Origin of the sequence: Streptacidiphilus sp. MAP5-3, from assembly GCF_041262505.1 — a bacterium.
Classification (GTDB): domain Bacteria; phylum Actinomycetota; class Actinomycetes; order Streptomycetales; family Streptomycetaceae; genus Streptacidiphilus.
Map to the genome: position 1 here is coordinate 423,586 of NZ_JBGCCL010000001.1, position 18,706 is coordinate 442,291.

The 18,706-nt window shown below is 70.4% G+C and carries 16 protein-coding genes; 12 read left to right on the forward strand and 4 right to left on the reverse strand.

Going from position 1 to position 18,706, the window contains the following annotated elements; translation table 11 throughout:
* Window positions 1-5: 5 nt before the first annotated feature.
* The 4 genes from ABH928_RS01895 to ABH928_RS01910 all read left to right on the forward strand — a co-directional run bounded on the left by ABH928_RS01895 (window position 6) and on the right by ABH928_RS01910 (window position 3,222).
* Complete coding sequence (locus ABH928_RS01895; RefSeq protein ID WP_370061168.1) at window positions 6-896, forward strand: GNAT family N-acetyltransferase; 891 nt, start codon at window positions 6-8, stop codon at window positions 894-896.
* Window positions 897-982: 86 nt separating this feature from the next.
* Window positions 983-1,831, forward strand: a complete 849-nt coding sequence (locus ABH928_RS01900) for a transglutaminase family protein (protein ID WP_370061170.1) — start codon at window positions 983-985, stop codon at window positions 1,829-1,831.
* Between the two features lie 66 nt (window positions 1,832-1,897).
* A complete protein-coding gene (locus ABH928_RS01905) occupies window positions 1,898-2,545 on the forward strand; it encodes a TetR/AcrR family transcriptional regulator (protein WP_370061172.1) in 648 nt (215 codons plus the stop codon).
* On the forward strand, window positions 2,542-3,222 hold the full coding sequence (locus tag ABH928_RS01910) for a VC0807 family protein (RefSeq protein WP_370061174.1): 681 nt from the start codon (window positions 2,542-2,544) through the stop codon (window positions 3,220-3,222). The genes ABH928_RS01905 and ABH928_RS01910 overlap by 4 nt, the downstream gene beginning before the upstream one ends.
* A gap of 15 nt (window positions 3,223-3,237) precedes the next feature.
* Here the strand turns inward: ABH928_RS01910 and ABH928_RS01915 are convergent, their stop codons facing one another.
* From ABH928_RS01915 to ABH928_RS01930, 4 genes are all read right to left on the reverse strand, one after another.
* Window positions 3,238-3,843, reverse strand: a complete 606-nt coding sequence (locus ABH928_RS01915; protein ID WP_370061176.1) for a response regulator — start codon at window positions 3,841-3,843, stop codon at window positions 3,238-3,240.
* Window positions 3,840-5,075: a sensor histidine kinase gene (locus ABH928_RS01920; RefSeq protein WP_370061178.1), complete on the reverse strand. Its 1,236-nt coding sequence runs from the start codon at window positions 5,073-5,075 to the stop codon at window positions 3,840-3,842. Before ABH928_RS01920 ends, ABH928_RS01915 begins: the two co-directional genes overlap by 4 nt.
* Window positions 5,076-5,184: 109 nt before the next feature.
* Complete coding sequence (locus tag ABH928_RS01925; RefSeq protein ID WP_370061181.1) at window positions 5,185-5,901, reverse strand: ABC transporter permease; 717 nt, start codon at window positions 5,899-5,901, stop codon at window positions 5,185-5,187.
* A 2-nt stretch (window positions 5,902-5,903) separates the two neighbouring features.
* Complete coding sequence (locus ABH928_RS01930; RefSeq protein WP_370061183.1) at window positions 5,904-6,890, reverse strand: ABC transporter ATP-binding protein; 987 nt, start codon at window positions 6,888-6,890, stop codon at window positions 5,904-5,906.
* Window positions 6,891-7,412: 522 nt separating this feature from the next.
* Between ABH928_RS01930 and ABH928_RS01935 the strand changes: the two genes are divergently transcribed.
* The 8 genes from ABH928_RS01935 (at window position 7,413) to ABH928_RS01970 (ending at window position 18,603) form a co-directional block, all read left to right on the forward strand.
* The gene (locus ABH928_RS01935) at window positions 7,413-7,607 is read left to right on the forward strand and encodes a hypothetical protein (RefSeq protein ID WP_196192814.1); all 195 of its coding nucleotides are present in this window, start codon (window positions 7,413-7,415) and stop codon (window positions 7,605-7,607) included.
* Between the two features lie 74 nt (window positions 7,608-7,681).
* Window positions 7,682-8,596, forward strand: coding sequence for an N-acetyl-1-D-myo-inositol-2-amino-2-deoxy-alpha-D-glucopyranoside deacetylase (mshB, locus tag ABH928_RS01940; protein WP_370061186.1), 915 nt, complete (start codon window positions 7,682-7,684; stop codon window positions 8,594-8,596).
* The gene (locus ABH928_RS01945; protein ID WP_370061188.1) at window positions 8,593-9,132 is read left to right on the forward strand and encodes a DUF6113 family protein; all 540 of its coding nucleotides are present in this window, start codon (window positions 8,593-8,595) and stop codon (window positions 9,130-9,132) included. Before mshB ends, ABH928_RS01945 begins: the two co-directional genes overlap by 4 nt.
* A 147-nt stretch (window positions 9,133-9,279) precedes the next feature.
* Complete coding sequence (locus ABH928_RS01950; RefSeq protein ID WP_370061190.1) at window positions 9,280-11,697, forward strand: hypothetical protein; 2,418 nt, start codon at window positions 9,280-9,282, stop codon at window positions 11,695-11,697.
* A gap of 515 nt (window positions 11,698-12,212) precedes the next feature.
* Entirely contained in the window at window positions 12,213-14,093 is a 1,881-nt protein-coding gene (locus ABH928_RS01955; protein WP_370061192.1) for an ABC transporter substrate-binding protein, read from the forward strand.
* 165 nt (window positions 14,094-14,258) lie between these two features.
* The gene (locus tag ABH928_RS01960) at window positions 14,259-15,206 is read left to right on the forward strand and encodes an ABC transporter permease (RefSeq protein ID WP_370061195.1); all 948 of its coding nucleotides are present in this window, start codon (window positions 14,259-14,261) and stop codon (window positions 15,204-15,206) included.
* Window positions 15,207-15,209: 3 nt separating this feature from the next.
* On the forward strand, window positions 15,210-16,130 hold the full coding sequence (locus ABH928_RS01965) for an ABC transporter permease (RefSeq protein ID WP_370061197.1): 921 nt from the start codon (window positions 15,210-15,212) through the stop codon (window positions 16,128-16,130).
* On the forward strand, window positions 16,099-18,603 hold the full coding sequence (locus ABH928_RS01970; protein WP_370061863.1) for a dipeptide ABC transporter ATP-binding protein: 2,505 nt from the start codon (window positions 16,099-16,101) through the stop codon (window positions 18,601-18,603). Before ABH928_RS01965 ends, ABH928_RS01970 begins: the two co-directional genes overlap by 32 nt.
* Window positions 18,604-18,706 lie beyond the last annotated feature (103 nt).

Below are 18,706 nucleotides of genomic sequence, written 5' to 3' on the forward strand. Positions count from 1 at the left end.
TCGGTGTGTTCACATCCTGGGACAACGGGGTACTGACCGTCGTGAACCGGGCCGGTGAGGCGGTCGCGGTTCCCGTGGCCGAGGTCGTGGCGGGCAAGCCCGTCCCGCCCGCGCCGGTGCGCCGGTCCTCGAGCGCGCCCGAGTCGCCGGCCCCGGCCGAACTGCAGCGGATCGCCGCCCGCGGCTGGGCCGCGCTGGAGCAGGAGCCGCTGGGCGAGTGGATGCTGCGGGCGTCCTCCGGCTTCACCCGGCGCGGCAACTCCGCGCAGACGCTCGGGGATCCGGGCCTGCCGCTGCCGGAGGCGCTTACCCACGTCCAGGCCTGGTACGCGGAGCGCGGTCTGCCCGGCTACGTCGAGGTCACCGAGCCGGGCTCCCCCGAGGGGCTGGGCGCGGCGCTGGCGGAGCGGGGCGCGTCGGAGGCGGAGACGCTGGTCCGGACCGCGCCGCTGGCCGACCTGGTCCGGGCCACCCGCCACGCCGACGCGGACGTGCGGCTGTTCCGCACGGCCGGTCCGGAGTGGCTGGCCCGCTACCAGCGGGTGGGCGGGGACCCGGCGAAGGTGAAGGCAGCAACGTCACTGCTGCACAGCGGGCCCTCGGTGTGGTTCGCCTCGGTCTCGCTGCCGGAGATCAGCGGCGGGCCGGCCGCGATCGGCCGCGCCGTGGTGGACGGCGCGTGGGTCGGGATGGCCGCCATAGAGGTAGCGCCGGAGGCGCGGCGGCGCGGCCTGGCCACGGCGCTGATGTCCGTGCTGGCGGCGCGGGCGGCGGAGGAGGGCGCCACGGCCGCGTATCTGCAGGTCGAGGCCGAGAACGAGGGCGCGCAGGCGCTGTACGACAAGCTCGGCTTCGACGTCGTCTACCGGTACCGCTACGCCCGACTCGGGTCCTGATCCAGGGCCTTCGGGCAACGCGCCCGCCCGTTCGATCCGTCGACGATGCAGGTTCGTCACACGCAGCGCGCATAGAATCCTCGCCCGTGAGCGAGGAGAGCAGAGCGCGGTTCGCCGAAGAGGCCCGCGCGGAACGGCCGGACCTCGCACAACTGTGCCTGCTCATGGGCTTCGAGGTGGATCTGGTCGCCGAACCGGGCGGCATCGAGGAGGCCCTCGCCCCGGCGCTGCGCGCTCTGGATCGCCTGGCGGCGTCGGTCGCCTCGGCCGTCCGGGAGGCGCCGCCAGGCTCGGCGGCGGAGACCGCCGCGCTGCTGGCGGGCGTCCTGGCCGGCTCCGCCGATCTGCGCGGCGGCCAGGGCGTCTACAACCGGCTGGAGTCCTCGCTGCTGCACGAGGTGCTGCGGCGCGGGCGAGGGCTGCCGATCACGGTCAGCGCGGTCTGGATCGCGGTCGGCGCGCGGACCGGGCTCCCGGTCTACGGGCTCGGCCTGCCGGGGCACTTCGTGGTCGGCGTGGGCGATCCGCAGGGCGAGCACGTCCTGGTCGACCCGTTCCACGGCGGTCAACTGCTCACCCCCGACGACGCCTCCGACCTGGCCCGCGAGGCGGGCTACCGGCTGACCCCCGACCTGCTGCGACCTGCGGAGCCGCACGAGATCGTGCTCCGCATCCTCGCCAACATCCGCAACTGGGCCTCGGCGAGGCCCGAACACGCGCGCACCCAGCTGTGGGCCACGGAGCTGGCCCTGCTGCTCCCCCGCCACCCGGCGCAGTTGCGCCTGGAACGCGCGGAACTCCTGGTCAAGACGGGCCACTTCCTGGAGGGCGCCGAGCAGATGGACGAGTACGCGACCATCCTGGACGCCTTCGACCCGGAGTCGGCGGCGCGGGTCCGCCTCGAAGCGAAGGCCGCCCGGCACCGGCTGAACTGATCCCTCGACCGGGACGTTGCACCGTCCCCTCTTGTTTTCGTTACTCAGTCGACGTACTTTTTACTCATGCCAGTAAACGACGCCAGTCGTACTCGCTCCGTCGCCGCCACCGCGCGGCGCGCGCAGATCATTGCGGCGACGATCGAGACCATCGCCGAACTCGGCTACGGCCAGGCCTCCTTCGCGCGGATCGCGGAGCGGGCGCAGCTCAGCAGTACGCGGCTCATCTCGTACCACTTCGCCGGCAAGGACGAGCTGATCGAGGCCGTCATGGCCCAGGTCTACGGCGAGATCAGCGCCTTCATGGCCGAGCGGATGCGTGACGCCACGGATCCGCCGAGCGCGCTCGCCGCGTACATCCGTGGGGTGGTGGCGTTCGTCGCGACGCACCGGAAGCAGATGGACGCGCTGATGTCCGTCTTCCTCGGCGTGGGAGCCGAGGTCGACGACGGGGGCCACGACGGGGACGGCGAGCGGAGGGTCTTCTCGCCGCTTCAGCAGATCCTCGAATCCGGCCAGCAGAGCGGCGACTTCCGGACATTCGACAGCTTCGTGCTGGCCGCGACGATCCAGCGCTCGCTGGACGGGCTGCCGTACCTGCTGCGTACCGCGCCGGACCTCGATCTCGACGCCTACGCCGAGGAGTTGGTGATGCTCTTCGGCCTCGGCACGGCTGCCGCGGTCACCACCGCACAGGGGGCGAAGCTGTCATGAAGGCACGTCAGATCATGCGTTTCGTGGGCGACTTCGCCGCGCCGACCGCCATGTTCTACGTGCTGCGGGCGGCCGGAGTCGGCCTCTACCTGACGCTGGTCCTCTCGGCCGTCCTGCCCGCCGGCTTCGCGGTCGTACGGTGGCTGCGGTCGCGCGAGACCGACGGGTTGGCGCTCTACATGCTCTCGATGCTGGTGCTCAGCGCGCTGGTCTCGCTGATCAGTGGCAGCCCGAGGTTCCTGCTGGCCCGCGAGGGGTGGCTGACCGGGGTCACCGGGGCCTGGTTCATCGCATCGGTGTGGGCGACCCGGCCGCTGGCCTTCCTGTACACCCGGCCGATACTGGAGGGACGCCGCCGCATGGCCGACATCCCCGGTGACTGGGACGAGTTGTGGGAGCGACTCCCCCGGTTCCGACGGGTCTGGAAGGTCGGCAGCGTGCTCTGGGGGATCGCCCTGCTCGGCGACTCCGCGGTGCGGGTGATCATGGCCTACACGCTGCCGGTCGACTCCGTCCCCGGGCTCGGCACCCTGCTCTACGTGGTCACGTCGGTGGTGCTCATCGTGATCACCAACATCTACTACGTCGTCTCCGGGCTCTACTACAGCGGCTCCCGCCTCTACGACCCCCTCCGCGAGGCGGGACTGCTGCCACAACCCCAACGCCAGCAGGCATAGGGCCGGAAGCAGGCCCTAGAGCCAGCCCTTCTCCAGCGCTATCCGCACGGCCTCCGTGCGGTTGCGCGCGCCGGTCTTCTGGATCGCCGCCGACAGGTAGTTGCGCACTGTCCCCTCGGACAGGTGCAGGTGGCGGCTGATCTCCGCGTTGGCGGAGCCGTCGGCCGCCGCGGCCAGCACGTCGCGTTCGCGGGAGGTGAGCGGGTTGGCGCCCTCGGCCAACGCCGCGGCGGCGAGGGTCGGGTCGATGACCCGCTCGCCGCGGAGCACCCGGCGGACCGCCTCGGCGAGTTGGGCCGCCGGGGCGTCCTTGACCAGGAAGGCGTCCGCACCCGACTCCATGGCGCGGCGCAGGTAGCCGGGGCGACCGAAGGTGGTCAGCACCACGATCTTCACTCCCGGGCAGGCGCGCCGGAGTTGGGCCGCCGCCTCGATCCCGGTGAGGCCGGGCATCTCGATGTCCAGCAGTGCCACGTCGACGTCGTGGGCCTTGGCCGCGGCGACCACCTCGTCGCCGCGCGCCACCTGGACCGCGACGTCGATGTCGCCCTCGAGGCCGAGCAGAGCGGCCAACGCCTCGCGGACCATGCCCTGGTCCTCGGCGAGCAGAACTTTGATCACTCCTGCACGGTACCGGCCACCGGCTCGTGATCGGCATCGATCGGGTGACGCAGCGGCACGGTCGCGCGGAGGGTGAACCCCTTGCCGCGCTTGGCCGGCCCGGCGTCGAGCGATCCGTCGGCCAGCGCGAGCCGCTCGCCGAGGCCGGTCAACCCGTTGCCCGGAGTGCTGTGCTTGCCGCTCGAACCGTTGTCGGCGACCTCCAGCGTCAGCACCCGGCCGACCGCGCCCTCCGGCGCGAAGTCCTCGATCAGGCGGATCCGGCAGAGCGCGGCGCCACTGTGCCGGACGACGTTGGTGACCGCCTCGCGCAGCGCCCAGCCGAGCGCCCCCTCCTGTTCCAGGCCCAGCCCGGGACGTGGATCGGCCAGGTCGAGCGGCGCGTCGATCTGGATGTCCGCCGCGCTGAGCGCGGTGCGCGCCGCGGCCAGCTCCACGGCCAGCTTGGGCCGCCGATACCCGCCGATCGCCTCGCGGACGTCGACCAGGGCCTGCCGGGAGACCTTCTCGATGTCGCCGACCTGGGCCCGCGCCTCCTCGTAGCGCTCCTGGTCGAGGAAACGGGCGGTCAGCTCGGTCTTGAGGGTGATCAGCGACAGCGAGTGGCCGAGCAGGTCGTGCAGGTCGCGGGCGAGGCGCAGCCGCTCGTCGGAGGCGGCGAGTGCGGCTACCGCCTGTCGTGCCTCGCGCAGTTCACGCATGGTGGCGACCAGCTGCATGAGGCTGGTCATGGCCAGGCCACCGAGCAGCCCGCCCAGGGTGATGCCGACCAGCGCACCACCGTCCGCGTGCGTCACCAGGCCCAACGTGACCAGCAGCCCGGAGACCCCGACCACGCCGTAGAACCCGTACGGCGACGGCAGCACGGCACCGGACGAGACGGCCGTGTAGGCGAAGAGCGCGAGCCAGGCGCTGTCGAGCGACAGGGTCGTGGTCACGGCGATCGCCAGCATGGCGGCCAGCACCCAGCCGTGCCACGGCTGCCAGGGGTCGAGCCGCGCCTGGCGGCGCATGATCAGCGTCACGTAGCAGGCGAGGAAGGCGGCGAGCATCACCCAGCCGTAGACGTCGCCGGCCGCCGTGTGGTCGCCGTTGAGCAGGTCCGTGACCGGATAGGCCAGGTAGACCAGCCAGAGCAGCATCCAGCACAGCTTGATGAACATCTGCCGCCGGTTGTCGGGAGGCACTCCGACCCTCACCGGGTTCGGCGGCCCCGACTCGCACTCGCTCATATCGCCTTCTTACCCCCGTCCGTGCCTGGATGCGGCCGCGGTGGACAAGGCGGCCCCCGGCCGTCCTGTCCACCCGCCGCACTCTCCGCACTGCTGTCCTGCCTTGTCCTCAGAGGGCCTTGCGGTCCCGCTGGTAGAGCCATGCTGCCAGGGCGCCGAAGACGGCCAGGTAGGCGAGCAGTCCGGCGACCTGGGAGACGCTCACGCTCACCCCGTTGACGGGGTACTTGGCGATCTCGTTGTACAGGTAGACCGGGGTGTACTGCCCGATCGACTTCAGGCCGCCGGTGATCGGGAACCAGGAGCCGCCGAGGAACGCCATGCCCATATAGGCGATCATGGTGATCGGCTGCACCGCGTCCGGCGCGGCCGCGTAGCCCAGCGCGACACCGGCCGCGGCGAAGACGAAGCCGCCGCCCCAGACCGCGAGGCCCATGCCGACCCAGGTCAGCGGGGCGAAGTGGACGCCCTGGACCGCGCCCAGTGCGAAGACGGCCAGCACCGACGGCAGCGTCAGCGCACCCGCCGCGGCGACCTTGGAGAGCAGGTAGCCCCAGCCCGGCAGCGCGGTCAGGCGCAGTTGGCGCGTCCAACCGCTCTTGCGCTCCAGCGAGATCCGCATCCCGGTGTTGAGCGCGGCCCCGAGGGTGCCGAAGGTCGCCATCGAGACCATGTAGTAGGTCCGGTACGAGATGCCGTCGAAGGTCTCGTTCTTGAACTGCGACGAGTACAGCAGGAACATCATCACCGGGAAGACCACGGTGAAGAACAGGTAGCGCTTGTTCCGCAGCACCCGCAGGATCTCGAGCTTCACCAGCTGGGACATCGTCAGTTCTCCTCGGCCGCTGCGGTGATGGTGATGAACGCCTGCTCCAGGCCGACCCCGGAGACCTCCAGGCCGCGCGGGTAGAAGCCGGCCCGGTAGACCGCGGCCATGGTGGCGTCGGCGTCGGCGGTGGAGATGCGGACCGTCTGGCCGCTGAGGTCCAGCGTGGTGACGCCCGGCAGGGTGTGGAGCAGGGAGGTGTCGGCGGTGCCGTCCTGCGGGTGCAGGTCGAAGGAGATCCGGCGCTGACCGGCCCGGGCCTTGATCTCGGCGGCGGTGCCGTCGGCGATCAGGCGGCCCTTGTGCATCACCAGGACGCGGTCGGCGATCGCGTCGGCCTCCTCCAGGTAGTGCGTGGCGAAGAGGATGGTCCGGCCGGCGTCGGCCTGGGACTTCATCACCGACCAGAAGGCCTGGCGGGCGGTGACGTCCATGCCGGTGGTCGGCTCGTCGAGGACGATCAGGTCGCTGTCGCCCGCCGTGGCAAGGGCGAAGCGGACCCGCTGCTCCTGACCGCCGGAGAGCTTGTCGACCTTGCGGTCGGCGATGTCCAGGATCTGCGCGGTGGTGAGCACCGCGTCGACGTCGTAACCGCGCGGGTGGACCTTGCAGGCGAAGGTGACCAGCTCACGCACGGTCACCTCGGGCAGCAGCCCGCCGCTCTGCAGCATGACGCCGACCCGGCCGTCGACGATCGCCTGGCGGGGCGTGCCGCCGAAGAGGCTGACCTGCCCGGCGCTCGGGTCCTTGAGGCCCAGCAGCATGTCGATGCTGGTCGACTTCCCGGCCCCGTTCGGGCCGAGGAAGGCGACGGTCTCGCCGCGGTGCAGCGTGAAGGAACTGTCACGGACGGCCTTGACGCTGCCGAAGCTCTTGCTGACGCCGCGGAACGCGGCGACCTCGGCGGACCCGTCGGCGCGCCCACCGCGGTCGGAGCCCGCGGCGACCTTCCGGTCCGCCCCCGTGTACTGCTCGGTGGAAGTTGTCATGGAAGAAGACTCGCCGATCCCGAGGGCCGACGTCAGTGTCTCCGCTCCTCTGCCGCTCATGACGGATGTCACGGTCGCTGCCGTGACCACCGGTCCGGACGCCCGCGACGCCCGCGCTCACGTCAACCGTTCGGCGCAGCGTCGTTCGAACGGTCGAGCACGAACGACAGGTTCGCTCGTTCGGCCGCAGTGAGCCCCCGCCGGAACCGCGTCCGACGACGTCAGCGGGGGTGCGAGGCCGCTCCGGACCGTGCGCCGCACCGAACAGGCGGACGAACGCGCGGGCTCTTCGCGCAAACCCGGCACACCCACCAGCCACTCGTTCGGCCCTCGTACGGCTGTCCGCCACCCCCGCGTCCGCGCGCCACCCGCGCGCCGGGGCCGTGCATCGGCACGACCGGCCTTGCATGATGACGGAAAGTGACTCGATCGTCACCCAACGGGCAACACCCGGGTGCGTTCGTCGCACGGGGCGGCAGTCCCCGCCGTCCTCAACCGCACGACCGAGAGGTGTGACACGCGATGGTTCTGCCCATTTCCGCAGCGGTGCTGTTGCTGATCATCGTGGTGGTACTGATGAGGCGTTCCGGGCTGAAGGGCTGGCACGCCTTCGCCTGCACCCTGCTCGGTTTCTATCTGGCGTCCAGCTCGATCGCCCCGTCGATCAAGACCGTGACCACCAGCGTCGCGGGCATGCTGACCGGCCTCAAGCTGTAGGGCCGGTTCGGCCCCCGCTGTGGCGCGGCGGTGCCGTGTCCGTCGCTGTCGGAGCCACCGCCTACGCTGACCCCATGACGGATTCACCCTCGGCAGCTCGCGCCGACCGGCGCCTGCTTCTCGTCCACGCCCACCCCGACGACGAGTCGATCGGCAACGGCGCGACGATGGCCCGCTACGCCGCCGAGGGGGTCGGCGTCACGCTGGTCACCTGCACCCTCGGCGAGGAGGGCGAGGTCATCGGCGACGAGCTGGCCCACCTCGCCGCGCACCGCGAGGACGCGCTCGGCCCGCACCGGATCACCGAGCTGGCCGACGCGATGGGCGAGCTCGGCGTCACCGACCACCGCTTCCTCGGCGGGCCGGGCCGCTGGCGCGACTCGGGGATGATGGGCGTGGCCAGCAACGGCCATCCCGAGGCGTTCTGGCAGGCCGATCCGGACGAGGCCGCGGCCGAGCTGGTCCCGGTGATCCGCGAGGTCCGCCCCCAGGTCCTGGTCACCTACGACCCCAACGGCGGCTACGGCCACCCCGACCACATCCAGGCGCACCGGGTGGCCATGCGCGGCGCCGAGCTCGCCGCCGACCCGGCCTTCCGGCCGGAGCTCGGCACGCCGCACCACATCGCCAAGGTCTACTGGAACGTCATCCCGCGTTCCGTGGTCGAGGCGGGCTTCGCCGCGCTGCGGGCCGCGGGCAAGGAGTCGCCGTTCCCCGGCATCGCCTCCGCCGACGACATCCCCGGCGTGGTCGACGACGCCGAGGTGACGGCCGCCGTCGACGGCAGCGCCTTTGCTGCGGCCAAGGCCGCCGCGATGCGCGCGCACGCCACCCAGATCTCGGTCGACGGACCGTTCTTCGCGCTCTCCAACGACCTGGGCCAGCCGCTGCCCGCGGTCGAGTACTACCGCCTGGTCCGCGGCGACGCGGGCCCGCGTGACGCCGCGTCGGGCTGGGAGCTCGACCTCTTCGCCGGGGTGACCGAGTGAGCCGGCCTCAGAATCCTGACAACAACGGCCGGGACGACGACGGCAAGGACGCACGGAAGGGCCAGCCCGCCCGGGGCCGGGCGACCGGCAAGCCGAGCGTGCCCGCGCCGCGCAGCGGTACCTCGCTGCCGCCCGGGCGCCGCTGCCCGATCGGTCGCGGCGCCCGGATGGTCAGCTATGTCGGCCTGGCCGTGCTCGGCGTCGTCATCGGCCTGGCCGGTGCGCTGATCGTCGACCTGTGGAGCGGCGGCGGTCTGGTCCTCGGCGCGGCCGGAGTGCTCGCACTCACCTACGGCGGCAGCGTTCTGACGGGCACGAAGACGGGCGCGGCGCTGCCGACGCTGACGTGGCTGGTCACGCTGCTGCTGGCCAGCCTCACCACACCGGTGGGCAGTCAACTCCTGGACGGCAGTGCGACGGGAGTGGCCCTGCTCTTCCTCGGCCTGCTCGGATCCGTGCTCTGCATCGCACGTCCGTCCCTCTCACCTCTTACCTCACTCCCTCCGGCAGGACCGCGCCACGACCGCTCCCAGTAAGGTGGTCCCCGCAACGCTGGAGACCGCGGTTCCACACACCGCAACCGCAGCCCCACGGGACGCGGGGAACAACGATCCACAACCGCCCCTCGCCCTGCCGGCGGGGCGCGAACCGGAGCAGCAGTGAGTCGAGAATCTGACAATCCGATGTCGCCTCGTCAGGGCGGCGACTCCTACCCTTCGGGCACGCCTCCGTACGGCGTGCCGGGCGACCCGTTCTCGCGAGCGGGCCAGACTCCTGGGGCCGGGCAGTCCGGCCAGCCGGGGCATGCCGGGTCGGGTCAGCCCGCGCCGAGTGGCGAAGAACCGCGCACGGAAACCACGCTCACCACCCGTATCAAGATCAACATTCCGGGATCCCGCCCGATCCCGCCGGTCGTCGTGCGCAGCCCGATCAGCGAGGACACGGGCGAGCAGCCCGCACCGCGCCGTCACCGCGCGGAGGACACGGACGAGCAGGCCGTGCCGCGCCGACACCGCGCCGACAGCTCCGGCTCGCCGGTCCTCGGCGTGATGGACTCCGGCCAGGGCACCGCGCCTCCGCCGGATCTCCCCGCCGAGTGGCGCACCCCGGACCAGGCGGCACCGGCCCAGGACAGCCAGTCGCAGAGCACCAGTGAGTGGTTCGCTCCGCGCAAGAAGTCCTCCCCGCCTCCGCCGCCCGCTGCTCCGGCCGCGCCTGCGCCGCCCGCCCAGTCCGGGCCGCCGGCGCCTCCCGCGCCGCCATGGCAGACCCAGGAGTTCCAGGCGCCGCCTCAGCAGACGCAGAGCCCCTCGCAGACCACGGCGCAGGGCCCGCTGCCGACCGCACCGGCCGGCCCGCTGCCGAACCCGCAGCAGACCGGGGAGCAGCCACTCCCCCAGCGGCCGTCGAAGGGGAAGCAGCAGCCGCAGCAGCCCGCACGCACCCTGCAGTTCCCGACCGCGGATCTGCAACAGCAGTCGCCGCTGGGCTACGACACGCAGTCCTCCACGCCGTGGGCCCAGGGCCCGGGCCAAGGACCGGGACAGGGTTCCGGTCAGGGCCCCGCCCAGGCGTCGACGGGATCGCAGACGCTTCCGCCCCGACCGGTCCCGAACGCCGGGCGCCCGCGCGGCTCCCAGGGCTTCGGCACCGGCAGCGGCATCGGCGGCGAGCCCGGCCCCATGAGCGGGCCGATAGGCGCCGGCCCGTCAGCTGATCGCCCCGGCGTCGTCGGCGGCGCGGAAGGCGGGATCCCGCGGACCCTGCAGTTCCCCAGCCTGACGGACCCGCAGGCCCCCGCCGGTTTCGGCGCGGTGGCACCCCCCGTCGGTCCGGGTGCGCCCGCTCCGGCCCAGCCGGACGCGCAGCCCAAGCCGTCCAAGCAGCGCAAGCAGAAGCGCGGCGGACAGAACAGCCAGACCGGCCAGAACCCCCAGGGCGGCCCGGGCGGCCAGAGTGCCGCCGAGCAGACCGCGGCCATGCCGGCCTTCCGTCCAGTGACCGACGCGGGCGGCCGTCCGTCCGGCGACGGCTTCGCGGGCGGTACGGGCGGCGCCGGTGCGCCGCCGCGCCCGGAGCCCTCGGCGGACGGCTCCGGCGGTGCCGCCACCGGCTCCGCGTCACCCAAGGCGGGCTCCTCCGCCAAGGCCGCCGCGCCCGCCAAGAAGCGCGGCGGCGGCAAGGTCCGCAAGCTGGCCGGGACCGGCATCGGCGCCGTCGTGGTGTTGGGTGCCGTGGCCTACGGCGCGGGCCTGATGCTCAATCAGACCGACGTGCCGAAGGGCACCACGGTGCTCGGCCAGTCGATCGGCGGCGACACCCGCGACCAGGCGGTCACCGCGCTGGACGGCAGCCTCGGCAAGCTGGCCGCACAGCCGATCCAGGTCACGATCGGCGGCAGGGCCACCACGCTCAACCCCTCCGTCGCGGGCCTCACCATCGACACCGGTGCGACCGTACAGAACGTGGCGCAGCACAGCTACAACCCGGTCACCGTGGTCGAGTCGATCTGGAGCGGCAGCAAGGCGGTCGCCCCCGTCGTCGTCATCGACGAGGACAAGCTGCGCTCCGCCCTGCAGCAGCTCGGCGGTTCCGGCGCCGTCGGCGCGCAGCCGTACGTCCACTTCTCGTCCAGCGGCAAGGTGGAGGTCTCCCTGCCGAAGGCAAGCGGCAGCGCGCTGGACGTCAACGCCGCTGTCCCACTGGTCGAGCAGGCGTTCCGGAGCCGGGCCGCGGGCCACCCGGACCAGGTGGTCGCCCTGCCGACGACCACGGGAGCGTCCAGCGGCGACCCTGCGGCGGCGCAGCAGGCTGCGCAGACGCTCGGGGCCTGGGCCATGAAGCAGTCGTTCAAGGTGGTTGCGGGTGGCTCGCCGGTGCTCTTCGGCAAGAACACGTTCAGCCATGCGCTCACCCTGCGTCCCAACGCCTCCGGTCAGTTCACGCCGGTGTTCAACCTGACCGAGCTGGCCAACGCCTACGGCACGGCCTTCGTCGGCGTCAACCTCAAGAACGGACAGCCGGTCACCCCCGAGGCCGTCGCCGCAGCACTGACGTCCCTGCTCAGCTCGCCGGGCGGGGCCACCTCGACCAGCATCTGAGCCACCGGCCGCAAGGCCCGACCCGAGGCCCCGGACAAGCGCCACCGAGCGCGCGTCCGGGGCCTCGCGCATGCCCGGGAATGCTCCGACTAACGGCGGATTGCAATACCGGTCTACGCGGGTTTTTGCAATCGACAATTACCCGGCAGTGAGCCGTCCGTGTGCTGAATTTCTCCGATAGTTTTCTTCGGATCGATCACGTCTTGCCCTCGCCTGGTGGCCTTTGTCCGTTATGGACGTTACGTCATCAATACTGTTCGATTATCGGACGCTTGACCCCAGGTGCGCTGCTCTCTCCAGAGATGCCTGCCACCCGCTTCCGGGGTGGCACGGTAATGGCCATAGCCAAAATTGGGCATTACCGCAGCTCATAGCGTTATCAATCTTTGATCCGTCTACCGTCGACAGGTGCACCAATTGCCCATCAGGATGAGCGTCAAGCTGCGTTGATGGTGGTTTCGGCTGAACATCTGCGAGCGGCTATGTCACCTTGACTGTTCCTAGGGAGTGGGAAGATGAGCAGAAGGAACCTTCGGGTCCTGCAGGGAGCCGCCCTCGTGGCGGTCGGCGCCATGGCCCTCACGGCGTGCAGCAGCAGCGGAAGCAGCAGCGGCACCAAGCTGGCGACCGACTACTCCTACGGGTCGATCCCGGCGGCGAGCACCTCCGTCAAGGCCGGCGGCACCTTCACGTACGCCGAGTCGCCCGGTGGGGCCCCGAACTGGATCTTCCCGGTCACCCCTGCCGCCAACTCCTCGGTGTTCACCGCGTACGAGTTCCAGTACCTGAGCTGGCGGACGCTGTTCTGGTCGCCGAAGGGTTCCACCCCGGACTGGGACTACTCCCGCTCGATGACCGACGGCAAGCCCACCGTGTCGGCCGACGGCAAGACCTTCACCATCAAGCTGAACGGCAAGTACACCTGGTCTGACGGTCAGAAGCTGACCTCCCAGGACGTGCTGTTCTTCTACTACCTCTACAAGGCCGCGGTCGGCGAGAACCCTGCCAACGCGGGCAACTACTCGCCGGGTCAGTTCCCGGACAACGTCACCTCGGTGTCCGCGCCGGACGCGCAGACGGTGACCTTCACCTTCAACAAGGCCTACAACCCGGACTTCGTCCTGTCCACGGACTTCGCCCAGCTGATCCCGCTCCCGGAGCACGCCTGGGCCAAGTCCTCGGCCAACGGCCCGATCCTGGACCCGAGCAAGCCGGCCAACGCCAAGGCGATCTACGACTTCCTGGCCTCGCAGTCCAAGGACCTCGCCAGCTACGGCACGAACCCGCTGTGGCAGGTCGTCGACGGCGCGTACAAGATCAAGAGCTACAACACCTCCACCGGCGCGGCCGACTTCGCGGCCAACACCGCCTACACCGGTGAGGGCAAGCCGAACTTCACCGAGGTCGACGAGCTCGCGTACACCTCGTACACCGCGATCTTCAACGACCTGCTCAGCGGCAAGCTGGACATGGGCCCGGTCGACTACTCGGTGCTGCCGCAGGCCAGCAAGCTGAAGGCGAAGAAGTACAACGTCTACGGCCTGCCGGACTTCGGCAACAACGAGATCTTCATCAACTTCAAGAACACCACCAACAACTGGGACAAGGCCGTCTCCCAGCTGTACATCCGTCAGGCCTTCGCGTACCTGCAGGACCAGAGCGCGGAGATCAAGGGTGCCTTCGACGGCGCCGGCGCCCCGGCCTACGGCTCCGTCCCGGCCGCGCCGAAGTCGCCGTACGCCCCGTCAAGCGTGCTGAACAACCCGTACCCGTTCTCGCCCACCAAGGCCAAGCAGCTGCTGACCTCGCACGGCTGGTCCGTGGTCCCGAACGGCGAGACCACCTGCACCAGCCCGGGCACCGCCGCCAACCAGTGCGGCGCGGGCGTCACCAAGGGCCAGAACCTCGACTTCTCGCTGTACTACAGCACCCAGCCCGACGCCCTGAGCAAGGAGGACACCGCGTTCGCCGGTAACCTCAAGACGCTCGGCATCAACGTCACGCTGAAGCCCGACACGTTCAACAACGTGCTGCAGAACGAGTCCACGGTCTCCAGCCCGAAGAACGACAACAGCTGGGGCATGGCCGACTTCGGCGGCAACACCAACAACATCTACCCGAGCACGGACAACCTGCTCAACACGGGTGGCTCGTACAACGCGGGCGGCTTCTCCGACCCGACCGTCGACGCCGACATCAACAACTCGATGAACTCGGCCGACCCGATGGCGATCCAGAAGGAGCTGACGGACGTCTCCGCGCAGGAGCCGGTCATCTGGCAGCCCGTCCCGGACCTGGTCATGGCCTGGGCCCCGAACGTCTCCGGCAGCACCGACGCCTTCGGCGCCACCACGCAGTACATGTTCAACCCTGAGGACATGTACTTCACCAACTAGTCCGACCGTCGGGGCGGCCCCACCCGGCCGCCCCGACATCCGGCGTTTGCCCAGCCCACTCCTGCCGAGCGCCGAGTGGGCTGAGCAGTACCCGGCCCCCGCACATTTCGCAGGGGGCCCACCCCCCTCCCCCCGCGAACCACTACTGAGGAGGAGACCCCGGACATGGCGGGCTATCTCATCCGACGCCTGGGCACGGCGATCATCGTCGTCCTCGGCATCGCCCTGGTGACGTTCCTGATGCTGCACATCATCTCGCCGTCACCTGCCACAGACGTCCTCGGCCAGAAGGCGACCCCCACGGCCATCAAGGCGTGGAACCACGCGAACGGCTTCGACCGGCCCTGGTACGACCAGTTCTGGACGTACATCAGCAACCTGCTGCACGGGGACTTCGGCTGGTCGTACAAGAACAACCAGACGGTGAACTCGATGTTCGCCGAGAAGACGCCGCTGAGCGCCTTCCTGTCGATCTCCTCCGTCGTGGTCGCCATCCTGGTCGCGCTGCCCCTCGGCATCTACCAGGCCATCAAGCGCAACACCGCCGGTGACGTCACCGCCACCACGCTGGCGTTCGTCTTCTACTCCATGCCCACCTTCATGGTGGCGCTGCTGCTGATCCAGCTCTTCGCCCTGAACCTCGGCTGGGTCGACCCGAACGTCTCGCAGAACCAGTCGCTGAGCGGTGCGCTCGGGCAGTGGCAGGACCTGATCCTGCCGATCGTCTCGCTGTCGATCACCCAGGTCGCCTCGTTCTCGCGCTACCAGCGGTCCGCCGCCCTCGACGTGCTCGCGCAGGACTACATCAAGGTCGCGCGCGCCAAGGGTCTGCCGGAGCGTCTGGTCCACACGCGCCACCTGGTGCGCAACTCGGCACTGCCGATGATCACGCTGATCGGTCTCTCGCTGCCCATCGTCATCGGCGGCAACGTGCTGATCGAGTACGCGTTCAACATCAACGGCCTGGGCCTGATGTTCATCAACGCGCTGCAGAACGACGACTACAACGTCCTGATGGCATACACGCTGCTGACGGCCATCCTCACCGTCGTGGGGAACCTGATCGCGGACATCCTGCTCTCCGTTTCCGACCCGCGCATCAAGTTGGTGTGAGACATGACTCAGACGACCACCGCTCCCGCCGCTGAGCCGCGTGCCAGCGATGCCGGCGACCTCAGCGCCGCCCCCTCCGCGTCCGGCTGGAAGCTGACGCTGCGTGAGTTCCTGCAGAACAAGCTGGCCGTGGCCGGCATGCTGATCCTCATCTTCTTCGTGCTTTTCGCCTTCCTGGGCCCGATGATCTACCACTCGGACCAGACCAACACCAACCTGCTCAGCACCGACCAGGGCCCGGGTTCCGGAGCGCCGCTCGGCACCGACAGCAGGGGCTTCGACGTCCTCGGCCGCCTGATGCTCGGCGGTCAGACCTCCCTCGAGATCGGCTTCCTGGCCGCCCTGATCGCCACCGTCATCGGCACCCTGTGGGGCGCCGTGGCCGGTCTGATCGGCGGCATCGTCGACGCGGTGATGATGCGTGTCGTCGACATCCTGCTGGCCATCCCGTTCCTGCTGGTCGTGCTGATCGTCGCGCACCGCTACGGCTCCAACACCTGGAACCTGAGCCTGATCCTCGGTGTCTTCTCCTGGCTGATCCCGGCCCGTCTGGTCCGCGGCGAGACGCTCACGCTCCGCGTTCGCGACTTCGTCTCCGCGGCCCGCGTCATGGGTGGCAGCCGGACCCGGCTGATCTTCCGTCACCTGATCCCCAACGCGATGGGGACGGTGATCGTCAACATCACCTTCCAGATCGCCGACGCCATCCTCGCCCTGGCCGCCCTCGGCTTCCTCGGCTTCGGCATCCAGTACCCCAACACCGACTGGGGTTCGCAGATCTCCGACGCCCAGACCGCTCTGCTGAACGGTTACTGGTGGGAGGTCTACCCGGTCGGCATCGCCCTGGTGCTGGTGGTCATGGCCTTCAACCTGATCGGTGACGGCCTTCGCGATGCCGTCGACGTCCGCCTGCGCAAGCGCTGACGCCGCCGCAGCAAAGACGACAGCGACGAAATCGAGGAACACGATGGCTCACCTCCTTGAGGTCAACGACCTCACCACTCACATCCAGATCAGCCGCGGCGTCGTGCAGGCCGTGGACGGCGTCTCGTTCCACCTGGAGGCCGGGGAGACCCTCGGCCTGGTGGGCGAGTCCGGCTGCGGCAAGTCCATGACCGGCCTCTCGCTGATGGGCCTGCTGCCCCCGGGCGGTCGTCTGGTCAACAACTCCTCCGTCCAGCTCGCCGGCCGTGAGCTGGTCGGCCTGTCCGACGGCGAGCTGCGCAAGATCCGCGGCAACGAGATCGCCATGGTCTTCCAGGACCCGATGAGCTCCCTGGACCCGACCAAGACGATCGGCTACCAGGTCGCCGAGCCGGTGCTGCTGCACCGCAAGGTCACCAAGGCCGAGGCGATGGACCGCGCCGCCGAGGTGCTCGGGCTGGTCGGTCTGCCCAAGCCCAAGGAGCGGCTGAAGGACTACCCGCACCAGCTCTCCGGCGGTCTGCGTCAGCGCGTGATGATCGCCATGGCGCTCGCGTGCGAGCCCAAGGTGCTGATCGCCGACGAGCCGACCACCGCGCTCGACGTCACCATCCAGGCCCAGATCCTGACCCTCCTGAACGACCTCAAGGAGCGGCTGGGGATGGCGATCATCCTGGTCACCCACGACATGGGCGTGGTGGCCGGGCACTCGGACCGGATCAACGTCATGTACGCCGGCCGGATCGTCGAGAGCACCGAGACGGTCAAGCTCTTCGACGGCATGCGTCACCCCTACACCCAGGGTCTGCTGGCCTCCATCCCGCGCCTGGCCCAGGACAACACGCAGAAGCTGTTCACCGTGCCCGGCCTGCCGCCGGACCTGTCGAACCCGCCGACCGGCTGCCGCTTCGCCGCGCGCTGCCGCTACGTCACCGACCAGTGCCGCGACCAGGACCCGGAGCTGAAGGGCCCGGAGGGCCACGTCTTCGCGTGCTTCCACCCGGTCTCCGGCCCGCTCGACCTGAACCTCCTCGCCGTGCCGCCGGTCACGGCGGAGGAGGCTGCGGCCGTGGCCGCGGAGGCGGAGGAGAAGGCGGAGAAGACCGAGCTGACCAAGGCCACCGACGAGGCCGAGCCCGCCGCGGACACCGAGTCCGCTGAGCCGGCCGAGTCCGCCGAGAATGGTGAGGACGGCGAGGCCGAGGCCTCGGACGCCACCGCTGAGGCCGAGGCCGAGACGTCGGAGACCGCCGACGAGGCCGAGACCAAGAGCGACGCGAGGGACGAGGCGAAGACCGAGGCCGACGCCGAGGCGGAGTCGGAGGCGGAGGCCGCGGTGGTCGCCAAGGCCACCGCCGTGGTCGAGGCCGCCGAGGCCGGGGCCGTGGCCGCCACCATCGCCACACCGCGCGAGGAGCCGAAGGCCGCTCCGGCGGCCAAGGCCTCGCGTCCGTTGCTCGAAGTCGTCGACCTGGTCAAGGAGTTCCCGGTCGGCGGGGGCGCGTTCAGCCGCAACAAGGCCGTCGTGCACGCCGTTTCCGGCGTCTCGCTGTCGCTCGGCTACGGCGAGACCTTCGGTCTGGTCGGCGAGTCCGGCTGTGGCAAGACCACGCTGGGCCGCATGATCGTCGGTCTGGAGAAGCCCAACTCCGGCAAGGTGACCCTGGACGGCACCGAGGTCGGCTCGCTGCGCGGCAAGGAGCTGCGCCGCCACCGCCGCGACCTGCAGATGATGTTCCAGGACCCGTACGCCTCGCTCGACCCGCGTATGCGCGTCAGCGCGATCCTGCGTGAGCCGCTGCAGATCCAGGGCATCGGCAGCGCGCAGGAGCAGCTGGCCCGGGTCAGCGAGCTGCTGGACGAGGTCGGTCTGCCCAAGTCGGCGCTGGAGCGTTTCCCGCACGAGTTCTCCGGCGGTCAGCGTCAGCGCATCGGCCTGGCCCGCGCTCTGGCGCTGCACCCGAAGGTGATCGTCGCCGACGAGCCGGTCTCCGCGCTCGACGTCTCGATCCGTGCCCAGGTGCTCAACCTGATGAAGCGTCTGCAGGCCTCGCACGACCTGTCCTACGTGGTCATCTCGCACGACCTGGCGGTGGTCAAGTACCTCGCCGACCGGATCGGCGTGATGTACCTCGGCAAGATGGTCGAGGTCGGCTCCGGCCAGGACATCTACGAGCGTGCGGCGCACCCGTACACCGCCGGTCTGCTGGAGGCCATCCCGGTCCCCGTGCCGGAGGTCGAGCGGGCCAAGCGCGGCGGCGGCATCAAGGGCGAGCTGCCCAGCCCGGTCGCCCCGCCGTCCGGCTGCCGCTTCCGCACCCGCTGCCCCCTCGCCCAGGACCGCTGCGCGGTCGAGGAGCCGGCGATGCGCCTCTTCGGCGACGGCCACGCCGCCGCCTGCCACTTCCCGCTGCAGACGCCGGTCTCGGACACTCCGGTGACCGTCGCCACGCCTGCCGGCACGGCGGAGTGACGCTGCGTCAGGTCTAGCTGTAGCACAGGGCCCGTCCGGTCGACCTCGACCGGACGGGCCCTCGGCTTTCCGAGCAGAAACGGACGTCCGGACCGGCTACGGC